11 protein-coding genes are annotated in these 11924 nt (G+C 62.0%); 6 read left to right on the top strand and 5 right to left on the bottom strand.

Annotated features, from left to right (window positions below; all coding sequences use genetic code 11):
* The first annotated feature begins 9 nt into the window (after positions 1 to 9).
* The 3 genes from IE038_RS07145 (at position 10) to IE038_RS07135 (ending at position 3837) form a co-directional block, all read left to right on the top strand.
* Positions 10 to 1662, top strand: coding sequence for an acyl-CoA dehydrogenase family protein (locus tag IE038_RS07145; RefSeq protein WP_189395390.1), 1653 nt, complete (start codon positions 10 to 12; stop codon positions 1660 to 1662).
* Positions 1663 to 1728: 66 nt separating this feature from the next.
* Positions 1729 to 3201, top strand: coding sequence for an AMP nucleosidase (gene amn, locus IE038_RS07140; protein WP_407682207.1), 1473 nt, complete (start codon positions 1729 to 1731; stop codon positions 3199 to 3201).
* Between the two features lie 6 nt (positions 3202 to 3207).
* Positions 3208 to 3837: a pseudouridine synthase gene (locus IE038_RS07135; protein ID WP_229775638.1), complete on the top strand. Its 630-nt coding sequence runs from the start codon at positions 3208 to 3210 to the stop codon at positions 3835 to 3837.
* On the opposite strand, the gene IE038_RS07130 is transcribed toward IE038_RS07135, so the two are convergent.
* Both IE038_RS07130 and IE038_RS07125 read right to left on the bottom strand, forming a co-directional pair.
* Positions 3834 to 4037, bottom strand: coding sequence for a DUF2788 domain-containing protein (locus IE038_RS07130; RefSeq protein WP_163933080.1), 204 nt, complete (start codon positions 4035 to 4037; stop codon positions 3834 to 3836). The two genes, IE038_RS07135 and IE038_RS07130, sit on opposite strands and share 4 nt — an antisense overlap.
* Positions 4038 to 4093: 56 nt before the next feature.
* Entirely contained in the window at positions 4094 to 4570 is a 477-nt protein-coding gene (locus IE038_RS07125; protein ID WP_065761248.1) for an Lrp/AsnC family transcriptional regulator, read from the bottom strand.
* A 440-nt stretch (positions 4571 to 5010) separates the two neighbouring features.
* On the opposite strand from IE038_RS07125, the gene IE038_RS07120 reads away from it, so the two are divergent.
* Entirely contained in the window at positions 5011 to 5832 is an 822-nt protein-coding gene (locus IE038_RS07120; protein WP_163933083.1) for a DUF6515 family protein, read from the top strand.
* A gap of 9 nt (positions 5833 to 5841) precedes the next feature.
* Here the strand turns inward: IE038_RS07120 and IE038_RS07115 are convergent, their stop codons facing one another.
* Both IE038_RS07115 and pmcY read right to left on the bottom strand, forming a co-directional pair.
* The gene (locus IE038_RS07115; RefSeq protein ID WP_163933085.1) at positions 5842 to 6717 is read right to left on the bottom strand and encodes a cation diffusion facilitator family transporter; all 876 of its coding nucleotides are present in this window, start codon (positions 6715 to 6717) and stop codon (positions 5842 to 5844) included.
* A gap of 28 nt (positions 6718 to 6745) precedes the next feature.
* Positions 6746 to 7165 (bottom strand): periplasmic Zn2+ metallochaperone PmcY, encoded by a 420-nt coding sequence (gene pmcY, locus IE038_RS07110; RefSeq protein WP_163933089.1) that lies wholly within the window; start codon positions 7163 to 7165, stop codon positions 6746 to 6748.
* A gap of 118 nt (positions 7166 to 7283) precedes the next feature.
* On the opposite strand from pmcY, the gene hrpB reads away from it, so the two are divergent.
* Positions 7284 to 9809 carry an ATP-dependent helicase HrpB gene (hrpB, locus tag IE038_RS07105; protein WP_163933092.1) on the top strand — a complete coding sequence of 842 codons (2526 nt, stop codon included), beginning with the start codon at positions 7284 to 7286 and terminating at the stop codon, positions 9807 to 9809.
* Here the strand turns inward: hrpB and IE038_RS07100 are convergent, their stop codons facing one another.
* Positions 9810 to 10889 (bottom strand): endonuclease/exonuclease/phosphatase family protein, encoded by a 1080-nt coding sequence (locus IE038_RS07100; protein WP_189395388.1) that lies wholly within the window; start codon positions 10887 to 10889, stop codon positions 9810 to 9812. It lies immediately after the preceding gene.
* A gap of 239 nt (positions 10890 to 11128) precedes the next feature.
* Between IE038_RS07100 and IE038_RS07095 the strand changes: the two genes are divergently transcribed.
* Positions 11129 to 11878: a DUF2076 domain-containing protein gene (locus IE038_RS07095; RefSeq protein WP_189395387.1), complete on the top strand. Its 750-nt coding sequence runs from the start codon at positions 11129 to 11131 to the stop codon at positions 11876 to 11878.
* Positions 11879 to 11924 lie beyond the last annotated feature (46 nt).

The following is an 11924-nucleotide window of genomic DNA, read 5'->3' as shown; positions in this document are numbered from 1 at the left end:
GAGCCTCCGATGAACCTGCACCAGTATGCTGAAACCCACGAGGTCACCAACCAGCCGCCCTCACTGGATGGTGCCAATCTGTACCGCATCGATCTGCCGTTGCAGCAGTGGTCGCAGCGCTATGGGGCCGGTTGGGCACAATCACGGATCGACGCCTACGGCGCACTTGCCGGTGGGCCACTGATGGCTGCCGGGTTTCTGGCCAATCAGAACAAACCCCAATTCAGCAGCCATGATCGCTACGGTAACCGGATTGATCTGGTGGAGTTCCATCCGGCGTATCACGAGCTGATGCGTACGGCCATCGAACAGGGTTTGCCTTCGCTGCCTTGGACCTCTCCGGGCGCGGGGGCTCATGTCGCACGCGCTTCGATGACTTACCTGCACAGCCAGGCCGAAGCGGGTAGTGGTTGCCCGTTGACCATGACCTTTGCCGCCGTGCCAACGCTTAAATTGCAGCCGGACCTGGCCCAGTACTGGTTGCCCAAGGTCCTTGCCACCGAGTATGACCCGCGTAACGTCGGGGATCGGCACAAGGTGGGCGTTACGCTGGGCATGGCCATGACCGAGAAGCAGGGCGGCACCGATGTGCGGGCCAACACCACACGGGCTTACCCCGTCGGTGCGGCGGGGCCGGGCCAGGCCTATGAGCTGGTCGGGCACAAGTGGTTCTGCTCCGCACCGATGTGCGATGCCTTCCTGACCCTGGCGCAGACCCGTAAAGGGCTGAGTTGTTTCCTCCTGCCACGCCACCGACCCGACGACAGCCGCAATCAGTTCTATATCCAGCGCCTGAAAAACAAGCTGGGGAACTGCTCGAACGCTTCCAGTGAGGTGGAGTTTCGTGGTGCCCTCGCCTGGATGGTTGGCGAGGAGGGGCGCGGTGTGCCGACCATCATCGAGATGGTGGGTATGACCCGATTCGACTGCATGGTGGGTTCCAGTGCGTTGATGCGCCAAGCCTTGACCCAGGCTGCGCATCACTGCGCCCATCGACAGGTGGGCGGTCGCCTGCTTGCCGAGCAGCCGCTGATGCAGAACGTCATCGCCGACCTGGCCTTGGAAAGCGAGGCCGCCTTGGCCCTGAGCTTGCGCATGGGGCATGCGTTGGACCAGCCGGATGATCCCCAGCAGGTGCGATTTGCCCGCCTGGTCACAGCCGTGGGCAAGTACTGGATCTGCAAGCGTGCCCCGGCAATGATCAACGAAGCGGCCGAATGCATGGGCGGTGCCGGTTATGTCGAAGACAGTATCCTGCCGCGGCTGTACCGCGAGGCGCCAGTCAACTCGACGTGGGAAGGCTCCGGTAACGTGCAGTGCCTGGACGTGCTGCGCGCACTGTCAAAGGAGCCAGGGGTACTGGATAGCTTGTTTGCCGAACTCGGTGATGGCCATGGCGATGCGCGTCTGGCTGGGCACATCGCCGCACTCAAGCGCGCCTTCAGCGATACCCATGACATTCAGTACCGTGCCCGCCAACTCACCGAGGCGATTGCCTTGGGGCTACAGGCCAAGCTGCTGCTGGAGGCGGGTAACGCTGCTGTCAGCGATGCGTTCATCGCCAGTCGTCTGGGAGGCGATGGCCGCGTGTACGGGACCTTGCCGCGTGGTCTGGACGTCGCGGCATTGGTCCAGCGTTCGACGCCGCATTGGCCGCTCTAAACAGGCGTGCCTTTAGTCGCGGATATAGGCAAGATGGAATCCTGCACGTCAGACAGGAAGTACATTGTGAACCGCACTGCTGAAGCCTTTGTTGTCGTAGAAACCGCCGATGAGGCGGTCGATCGTCTGGCCGCCCTGCACGAGCAGGCTACCGGGGCCTTGAGTCAGGCGCTCAAGCGCTATCTCAAGGATCGTACCGAGCCGAGCCCCGCCGAACGCGCACAGTTCCGTTATCCTGAATTGCGTCTGACCTATCAGTATCAAGGTGAAGTACCGGCCATTACGCGGGCGTACGCCAAGGTCCAGTTACCCGGTACCTACAGCATTACCGTGACCCACCCGTCCGCGTTTCGCAGCTATCTGCTGGAGCAACTGCGCCCGCTGATGCGAGATTTCACCGTGACGGTGGAAGTGGGCGTCAGCGAGCAGAACATTCCTTACCCTTACGTCGTTGAACAGGGTGATGAGTTGGCGGGCAGTGGTATTACCGCCGCCGTGCTGGCGCGGGTCTTCCCCAGTACTGATCTGTCGGCAGCCACAGATGGTATTGCCGACGGCTTGTATGACTGGGCCAACGTCGACCCGCTGCCGCTGGCACTGTTCGATGCCGCGCGGGTGGATTTCTCGTTGCGCCGCCTGGTGCATTACACCGGGAGTGACTGGCGCCATGTGCAGCCGTGGATCCTGCTGACCAACTACCACCGTTACGTGGACCAGTTCATCAGCCATGGCCTGGAACGCCTGCGCGACGATCCACGTTTTGTACGCATGATCCTGCCGGGCAACGTCATCATCGAGAAGGCCATGGATAACGGTGAGGCTCAGGCGCTGGTGGCGGGTGTGGTCTGGCACCGTTACCAGATGCCGGCCTATCACCTGATCGCTGCCGACGGGCATGGTATTACCTTGGTCAACATCGGTGTAGGCCCGTCCAACGCCAAGAACATCACCGACCACCTCGCGGTGCTGCGCCCGCATTGCTGGTTGATGATTGGCCACTGTGGTGGCCTGCGCCAGTCGCAGACCATCGGTGACTATGTTCTGGCTCACGCCTACATGCGCCGCGATGGCATTCTTGATCGTGTGGTACCGCCTAACATTCCGATTCCGGCGTTGGCTGAAGTTCAGCTGGCGCTGCAGGAAGCTGCCGCACAGGTGACCGGTGAGCGTGGCGATGAGCTGAAAAAACGCCTGCGGACCGGTACGGTACTGACTTACGACGACCGCAACTGGGAGCTGCGTTGGGCTCAGGAGCGACCGCTGATCAACCTCTCGCGCGCCGTGGCGGTCGATATGGAAAGCGGCACGATCGCAGCCCAGGGATATCGTTTGCGGGTGCCCTATGGCACGTTGCTGTGTGTCTCGGACAAACCGTTGCACAGTGAGATCAAACTCCCAGGCTCGGCCAACGCGTTCTACAATCGAGCGGTCAGCCAGCATTTGAAGATCGGTATCGCGGCACTGGACCTGTTGCGTAATCAACTGAACTCGCTGCACTCGCGTAAACTGCGCAGTTTCGATGAGCCGCCGTTCCGCTGAGGCCCCATGCCGTTACCCCCTCGTACCAAGCCGCGCCGCCCTGCGGCCAAACCGTTCGCCCCGCGTCGCCCAGCCAAGGCGCCGCCGGCCGAACCGCGGCTGATCCTGTTCAACAAGCCTTTCGACGTCCTGACCCAGTTCAGTGACGGCGAAGGGCGGGCGACGCTCAAGGACTATATCGACATCCCCGGGATCTATCCGGCGGGGCGCCTGGACCGTGACAGTGAAGGGCTGTTGTTGTTGACCAATGACGGTCAATTGCAGGCACGCATTGCCGACCCCAAGCACAAGCTGGCAAAGACCTACTGGGTGCAGGTTGAAGGTGAGCCGAGCGATGAGCAATTGCAGCGCTTGCGTGATGGCGTTGAGCTGAACGATGGCATGACGTTGCCTGCGCAGGCGCGGGCACTGGATGAGCCTGATCTATGGCCGCGCAATCCGCCGGTGCGTTTTCGCAAGAGCGTGCCCACTCATTGGCTGGAGCTGGTGATCAAGGAGGGGCGTAACCGTCAGGTGCGGCGCATGACGGCAGCAGTAGGCTTGCCGACCCTGCGCCTGGTAAGGGTCAGGATCGGCGACTGGACGCTCGAAGGGCTTGATCAGGGCTGCTGGCGGGAAGTTCCGGCCAGGCTCTAGACCCCTTCGATGTAGCCGATCACCACGCTCTTGATGACGAAGGCAAGGATGCCCAGGCCCAAGACGAAGAACAGGATGAAGGTGCCGAATTTGCCAGCGTTGGATTTTTTCGCCAGATCCCAGACGATAAAACCCATGAAGCCAATCAAAATGGTGACCAGGCCGGTCATCATCCACTCTTCAAATACCGCAGGATCCATCGATCTTCTCCAGGCAGGCTGAGGCGCGGCATTATACGCCTGTACGAATGGCCTGACTAACGCAGGTGCGTCAACGGTAGTTCGGTGCTGGCCAGCACCTGGTTGAGCACGAAGCTCGAGCGTACGCTGGTCACCCCCTCGATGCGCGTCAGGTGGCCGAGCAGCAGCTTCTGGTAGTGGTCCATGTCCGGGACCACGACTTTGAGCTGGTAGTCCGCGTCCATCCCGGTGACCAGGCTGCATTCAAGCACTTGCGGCAGGTTGCGGATGGCGGCCTCGAAGGTTTCAAAACGCTCAGGTGTGTGCCGGTCCATGCCGATCAGGACGTAAGCCGTCAGGCTTAAACCGAGCATTTTTCGGTCAAGCAGCGCAACCTGGCGGGCGATGTAACCGTCATCTTCGAGTTGCTTGACCCGCCGCGAGCAGGGCGACGGTGACAAGCCGATACGCTCGGCCAGCTCCTGGTTGGAGATGCGTGCATCGCGCTGCAATTCGGCAAGAATACTCAGGTCATAGCGGTCAAGCTTGCTCATGGATCAGGCCTTTTCTGTTTCAATTGCGCTGAATTATCTATCTTGAGTTAAAAATTGCGCAACTGGTGTTTTATTCAGCAATCTTCGCAATCCCCTGCTGCACCGGCCGCCGTATTCTTTATTCCAGAATCACTGCCCGGACATCAGTCCACGGCGGCTGACCCAATCAGGACAGCCGCGGCCAGCAATCCCACAGGGTTGTGCTCGGCCCCCGGGCTACACACTGTCCAGAAGACGGCGTGAGGTGAGCCGGCGTCAAAAGCGTCGAGCACGGACAAAATTATCAAGGGGAGGCCTCAGGGCCTCCCTTTTTTATGCCTGGAATTTTTCATTTGCGGGTCGATTACCCAGCCAGACAGGCCTGATACAGTGATGGCAGAACACGCCTGTGGCGCCTGTTGTCTTAGCTATAGGCCCTTCTTGAGCCCGTGAGGTACAGCATGAAGTCGAGCATCTGGCGTCTGGCCGGTGTTGGTTTGCTTTGTTTGAGCATGAACGCCCTGGCGCAGGGCGAGCGGTATGGCCAGCAACACTCGAATGGCGAGGAGCAGCCCGCCGCATCGCTACCGATTCAGTCTCGTCCGGATGAAGTGCGCCAGACGCAGCAGCCGCGACCCGGCTACTACCAAGACATTCCACGGCGCAACGATTACAACCACCACTGGCAGGCCGGTGGTGCCGGGCAGCGACCGCATGAGGATTGGCCAGGGCGTCCTGATGGGCATGGCAATGGCTGGGGTGAGGGGCCGCAGTATCGGCCGGGGCATGTGATTGATCGCTTTCCCGAGCAGTCCTGGAAAATCCCCTATCGAGGCCACGACTATTTTTACTCGGGTGGTTACTGGTATCGACCACATGGGCCGCGCTATGTCGTCGTGGCGCCACCCTACGGCGTGAGGGTGAGCTACTTGCCGGCTTATGCGCGCGAGATCTGGGTTGGCAATGCGCTGTTCTTCCTGGCTGCGGGGGCGTACTACCAGTACCTCAACGACAGCCGGGAGTATGTGGTGGTTAACCCGCCGCAGGCCAATACGGCGCCGCAGGCTGAGCCGGGTAACGGTTATGACGTGATGGCCTACCCGGCTGAGGGGCAGACCCCGCAGCAGGTCCAGCAGGACCGCTACGAGTGTCACCGCTGGGCTGTGGAACAGAGTGGTTTTGACCCGGCGGCAGCCAGCTACGCGCCGGCTGCCTATGTGGCTGACAACTACCGGCGTGCGCTGGGCGCGTGTCTGAGTGGGCGTGGCTACAGCGTGAACTGATTCCTGTACTCAGTGGGGCGCCGGGTCGGCGTGTACCAGCACTTCGGCCCGAGGGAAGCGTTCGTTGATCGCCGCGGCCGCTTCTTCGCAGAGTGAATGGGCGTCGCGCAACGGCAAGTCGCCCGGCAACTCAAGGTGCAACTGAACGAACCAGTGCTGTCCGGAGATGCGCGTACGCAGGTCGTGTGCGCCTACGACGCCTTTGACTGAGCAGGCCAGCGCCAGCATCTCCTCGCTGACGTCCTCTGGTAACGACGAGTCCATCAGGATCGCCGTGCTTTCGCGAGCGATCTGCAGTGCGCTCCAAAGAATGTACAGCGCGATCCCCAGGCCAAAGTAGGCATCCAGTTGCGGCCAGCCGAACATGGCCAGGACCAGCGCCAGCAAAATACTGCCATTGAGCAGCATGTCGGAGCGGTAATGCAGCGAGTCGACACGAATGGCCGTAGAGCCGGTGATACGGATGACACGTGCCTGGAGCATCAGCAACGCGGCGGTCAGTACCAACGACAACACCATGACGCCGATACCGACGCTGGTGTTGCCGAGTGGCTCGGGGGCTTCCAGCCGGTGGTAGGCCTGGATTCCGATCAATACGGCACTGACCCCGATGAACAGTGCTTGAGCCATGCCCGCCAACGTTTCGGCCTTGCCGTGACCGTAACGGTGATTGTCATCGGCGGGGCGCAGGGCGTAATGCACTGCCAGCAGGTTGAGAAAGGACGACACGCTGTCGAGCAGCGAGTCGGTCAAGCCTGCCAGCAGGCTTACTGATCCACTCAGCCACCAGCCGATGGCCTTGGCCAGCACCAGGGTGCAAGCAACGGCAAGCGACGCGCGGGTGGCCAGACGCAACAGCCGTTCATGTTCAGCAGCTTCACTCATGGGGTATCTATGTCCGTGGAGGGTTGTTTCAGGCCGCAGGCTTGAGGCCGTACATTGCCAGTTGCTCGACACTGCCTTGGTACTGGATCAGGCGCGGGTCGTTGAGTGGCAGGTTCTGGTTCAGTTCCTGTTGCAGGATGGCTTGCAGTTTTACCGGGTTTACTTTGCCGTCAGGTCCCAGGGCCGGTTGCAGCTTTTCCGGAGAGATCTGGGCGTGTCGGCCACCGGGCATGTAGATCGCGCCGGTGGCAAAGTCGATGCCGAAGGCGATCAGGCCGGGGATGACGAAGAACAGGATACCGATGGCATCCATGGCGGCGATCACCGGGTCGATCTTGCCGGAGATCTGGCCGCGCCGATCCGGGTAGAACAGGGTGCCGCAGGCCGTCAGTTGGGTCAGCAGGCAGGTGATCAGGGCACCGCCAATGAGGCGGGAAGGCATACGCATAGAAATCTCCGCAATTGAGGTTACAAAGTAGCAGGCAGTGCACCTGCAACGGCTGATCAGACCATGATAAGGCATCCTCGGTTCGCCGTTATACTCGGCCGATTGCTTGAGGGCCACTATGATTTCATTACCGATCGACAACGTACTTCCCGCTTTGCGCCAGGCGCTGGGCCAGCGCCATGAAGTGGTGCTGGAGGCGCCACCCGGTGCAGGCAAGACAACGCGGGTGCCACTGGCCTTGCTGGACGAGCCCTGGCTGGACGGGCAGCGGATCCTGATGCTTGAGCCGCGCCGCCTGGCTGCGCGTGCCGCCGCAGAACGCTTGGCCAGCGAGTTGGGTGAGCCCGTCGGCGAAACCGTGGGGTATCGCATTCGCCTGGACAGCAAGGTCGGCCCGTGTACGCGTATCGAAGTCGTGACAGAGGGCATCCTTACCCGGCGCCTTCAAGAAGACCCTGCACTCGATGGCGTGGGCTTGTTGATCTTCGATGAATTCCACGAGCGCAGCCTTGATGCGGATCTGGCCTTGGCCCTCAGTCTCAATGGGCGTGACCTGCTGCGCGACGAGCCGCCGCTGAAGATCATGCTGATGTCCGCGACGCTGGAAGGTGAGCGTCTGTCGGCGTTGCTCGGTGACGCGCCAGTGGTCAGTAGCGAAGGGCGCATGTACCCGGTTGACGTGCGCTGGGGCCGGCCGTTTCAGCCGGGCGAGTTTATCGAGCCGCGTGTTGTCGATACGGTTCACCAGGCCTTGGCCGACGAGTCGGGCAGCCTGCTGGTGTTCCTGCCAGGTCAGGCAGAAATTCGCCGTGTGCATGAGTCGTTGCAGGCGTCGCTAGGTGAACGACAGGACATCCTGCTCTGCCCGCTGCACGGTGAGCTGGACCTGAGCGCCCAGCGTGCAGCCATCGATGCGCCTGCACCGGGCGTGCGCAAGGTGGTGCTGGCCACCAATATCGCCGAGACCAGCCTGACCATTGACGGCGTTCGGGTCGTCATTGATGCAGGGCTGGCCCGTGTGCCGCGGTTCGACCCGGGCAGTGGCATGACGCGTCTGGACACCCAACGAATTTCCCGTGCCAGTGCGACTCAGCGCGCCGGGCGGGCCGGTCGTCTTGAGCCTGGCGTGTGCTATCGGCTTTGGTCCGAAGCGCAACATGATCAACTGGCGGCCTATGCCAGTGCGGAAATACTCCAGGCCGATCTGGCCGGTCTGGCCTTGCAGTTGACCCGCTGGGGTGTGGCGCCCGGGCAATTGAGCTGGCTTGATCAACCGCCAGCGGCGGCTTATGCGCAAGCCCAGGACCTGCTACTGCGGCTGGGCGCGCTCAAGCCCGGGCAACTGCTCAGTCTGACGGCCCATGGCCAGGCGATGGCTGAGTTGCCCGCGCACCCACGCATCGCGCATTTGCTGCTGCGCGGCCAGGATCTTGGATTGACTGAAATGGCCTGTGATGTTGCGGCCCTGCTGGGGGAGCGTGACATTCTGCGCGGTGCGGGCGCCGATCTGCACAGCCGTTTGACCCTGCTCAGCGGCGAAACCCGTGCTTCCCGTGCTGGACAGGGGGGCGTTCAGCGGGCGCGGCAACTGGCCCGGCAGTACCGTGGTTATTTGCGAGGAAAGGCATCGAGCGCGGTGTCAGATCCCGAGCATCCTCGCTGGCTGGGTGCCTTGCTGGCCTTGGCCTATCCAGACCGCGTTGCACAGCAGCGCCGTGCCGGGGGCGCTGAATACCGGCTGGCCAATGGGCGGGCGGCCTTGTTCGGTGAAGTCGATGCACTGATGAAGGCGCCGTGGTTGGTGATTGCCGACCTCGGCAGCCGTCAGGGCCAACGTGAAGAGCGAATCTATCTGGCGGCTGAATTCGATCCGGCGTTGTTCGACGGCGTCCTTGCCGAACAGGTCGAGCGCCTTGATGTACTCGATTGGGATGAGCGTGAAGGCGTGCTGCGTGCCGAGCGCCAGCGTAAGGTTGGTGAGCTGATTTTGGCGCGTGAGCCGCTGACCGGTCTGGATGAGGACGCCCGCGCCCGTGCATTGCTGGAGCTGGTTCGACGCAAGGGGCTGGAGTTGCTGCCGTGGACGCCTGAGCTGCGTCAATGGCAGGCGCGGGTGGCGTTGCTGCGTCAGTTGGACCTGGCCACAGGCGGCGACAGTGAATGGCCGGACCTGAGTGATGCGGCATTGCTGGCAGGCCTGGGCGACTGGTTGCAGCCCTATCTGGGCAAGGTCACGCGCCTGAGCCATTTCGCCCAGCTTGACCTCTCTTCAATGATCCGAAACCTGTTGCCATGGCCGTTACCGCAGCGCCTTGACGAGTGGGCACCGATGCACCTGAGTGTGCCGTCGGGTTCCAGCATTCGCCTGGATTACAGCGAGCATCCGCCGATCCTTGCCGTTCGCCTGCAGGAATTGTTCGGCCTGGCGGAAACCCCGCGTATTGCTCAGGGACGTCTGCAGGTCAAACTGCACCTGCTGTCGCCTGCGCGCCGACCGGTGCAGGTGACCCAGGATCTGGCCAACTTTTGGCGCAGCACCTACAGCGAGGTCAAAAAAGACCTGAAGGGCCGTTACCCCAAGCACTATTGGCCAGATGACCCACTGGTGGCCGAAGCCACGGCGCGAGCGAAACCGCGCAAATAGCTAAGGCGCTATCGGCAGCAGCAGGCGAGCGCTCACGGGGAGGTGGTCGGAGATTTCCAGCGTGTCCTGTTGCAGCACCTGCGCGCTGACGCGCTTGAGTTTGGGGCTGTGGAGCAGGTAGTCGAGGGTTCGGTCCGGAGCGCTCACGCTGGGGTCGTTGGGATAATGGGTGAGCCAGCGGGCGCGATCGGCACCGCTGGCCTCGGCATTGCTGGGGATCATCGGGTATGTGTCCCAGAGCAGGTGCAGGTCGCTGTCAGCAGCGTACAACCCGCGCTGCTGGGGTGTGAGGCGGCGGTACTGCCCGAGTGGCAGCATGTTGAGATCCCCTCCGATCAACCATGCTGTGCCTTGGCGTTCCAGGCGGCCAAGGTGTTGAACCAGCGCCTGAACCTGTTGGCGCTGAATATCACTCTGTGTCTCATAGTGCGCCAGGCGGGTGTTGAGTACCGCCAACTGGCCGCCGTCACGCAGCGGCAGGTAACTGGTCAGCACCGCGTGCTGGGGCTGGAGCAGGCGACTCAGTGCGTTGCTCGCGGTTGTTGGCAGTTGCTGGCGTTGAGCCTTGCTGATCGGGTAGCGGCTCAAGGTTGCCAGGCTGCGGCCAACACTGCCGAAAATATGCCAGTCCGGGACAAACTCCGCTTTCCAGTCGTAGGCCTGTACCGCACACGGATAGAGGTCGACCAGGCGTTCACGCAGCAACGCCAGTTGATCGTCATAGCCTGTGGCCTTGGCATTGTTGTCCAGTTCCTGGAGCAGGACGATATCGGGCTGTTCGGCACGAATCACGCGGGCCACCTCGTCGAGGTTGTGCGCGAGGTCTTCGGCGGTGGGCCGTGTATCGCTGCCGCGTCCTTCGTCGTACCAGAAGACGTAGCGCTTGCCGGCCAGGTACTGCACGTTCCAGGTCATGACCTTGAGTGCCTGGCCAGGCACCAGTGGCGCGCTGCTGGTCGTGCAACTGACTGGCAGGTCTTCGCGGGGCTCGGGTTGCCAGCTCAGGTGTGAGGCCAGGGCCCAGAGCAGGGCAACGGTCAGTAACAGCGTCAGCAGGGTATTGCGCAGTAATCGGATCATCGGCGCGGCTTGGCGGGTTCCAGGTGATGCCCGAGCATACCCTAGCTACGGGGTCTCTACCGTTGGTCAGAAAGAAATAGCGTGCAGTGAAACGAACGCGGGGTAGATTCTTCAGTCCATATTGCTTCGGTGATGGCCGTTGACCTGAAAAAAGTTTCATCCTTTGGGTGTATTGAATCACTGGCCGTGCGCCCCATTATCAGTGAGTCTGTTTCTCCAGTTATCCAATGAGGTTGTTCATGAACAGCGAAGAGCAAGCCCTGATCGATGGCCTGTTTGCCAAGCTCAAGCAGGCCGAGGCCGCGTCTGCACCACGAGACGCCCAGGCTCAAGCGCGGATCGCCGAGCATCTGCAACAGCAGAGCGCGGCCCCGTACTACATGACTCAGGCAATTCTGGTCCAGGAGGCTGCCATCAAGCGCCTCGACGAACAGAACAAGCAACTGCAGGCTGAACTCACCCAGGCGAAGGCCCAGGTCGCGGCGACGACTCAAAGCAGCGGTGGGTTTCTGTCCGGCATCTTCGGCAGCGGCACCCGACAGCCTCAACCTCAAGCGGCCGCCAGTCAGCCAGCCTCGCCACCGCCCGCCAGCACTGGCGGTTGGCGCGAGCCGGCGCCGGCCAGTTCGTTCAACTCGCCAGGTGTCGCGCCGCAGCCGCAAGCGTATGCACAACCTGCTGCTGCGCCAGCCCGTGGCGGTGCCAGCAGTTTCCTGGGGGGGGCCTTGCAGACTGCCGCCGGTGTTGCGGGTGGGGTGATGCTCGCGCAGGGCATCAGCAGCCTGTTCAATCACCACTCGCAACCTGAAACGGTGACCGAGGTGATCAAGGAAGAGCCGGCCCCGGCCAGCGATAGCGGCTGGGGGAGCAATGATGAGCAGCGCTTGACCGCCGACAATGGCGGTTATGGCAATGATCAGGGTGGCTTCATGGACACCGACTACAGCGACGATGGTGGTTTCTTCAGCGACGACGACTCCTTCGTCTGAGCCGCAAATACCCGCAGTTACCCCAGGGCTGGCATACTGTGCGCCG

The sequence above is a fragment of the Pseudomonas laurentiana genome (genome assembly GCF_014648275.1).
In the GTDB taxonomy this organism is placed as follows: domain Bacteria; phylum Pseudomonadota; class Gammaproteobacteria; order Pseudomonadales; family Pseudomonadaceae; genus Aquipseudomonas; species Aquipseudomonas laurentiana.
The sequence above is the reverse complement of the archived record's forward strand: the minus strand, read 5'-3'. Positions and strand labels throughout refer to the sequence as shown.

Excerpts from the sequence above, each read along its gene's own strand:
- IE038_RS07145 (WP_189395390.1), top strand. The coding sequence starts at position 10 with ATGAACCTGCACCAGTATGCTGAAACCCACGAGGTCACCAACCAGCCG.
- IE038_RS07135 (WP_229775638.1), top strand. The coding sequence starts at position 3,208 with ATGCCGTTACCCCCTCGTACCAAGCCGCGCCGCCCTGCGGCCAAACCG.
- IE038_RS07130 (WP_163933080.1), bottom strand. The coding sequence starts at position 4,037 with ATGGATCCTGCGGTATTTGAAGAGTGGATGATGACCGGCCTGGTCACC.
- IE038_RS07125 (WP_065761248.1), bottom strand. The coding sequence starts at position 4,570 with ATGAGCAAGCTTGACCGCTATGACCTGAGTATTCTTGCCGAATTGCAG.
- IE038_RS07120 (WP_163933083.1), top strand. The coding sequence starts at position 5,011 with ATGAAGTCGAGCATCTGGCGTCTGGCCGGTGTTGGTTTGCTTTGTTTG.
- IE038_RS07115 (WP_163933085.1), bottom strand. The coding sequence starts at position 6,717 with ATGAGTGAAGCTGCTGAACATGAACGGCTGTTGCGTCTGGCCACCCGC.
- pmcY (WP_163933089.1), bottom strand. The coding sequence starts at position 7,165 with ATGCGTATGCCTTCCCGCCTCATTGGCGGTGCCCTGATCACCTGCCTG.
- hrpB (WP_163933092.1), top strand. The coding sequence starts at position 7,284 with ATGATTTCATTACCGATCGACAACGTACTTCCCGCTTTGCGCCAGGCG.
- IE038_RS07100 (WP_189395388.1), bottom strand. The coding sequence starts at position 10,889 with ATGATCCGATTACTGCGCAATACCCTGCTGACGCTGTTACTGACCGTT.
- IE038_RS07095 (WP_189395387.1), top strand. The coding sequence starts at position 11,129 with ATGAACAGCGAAGAGCAAGCCCTGATCGATGGCCTGTTTGCCAAGCTC.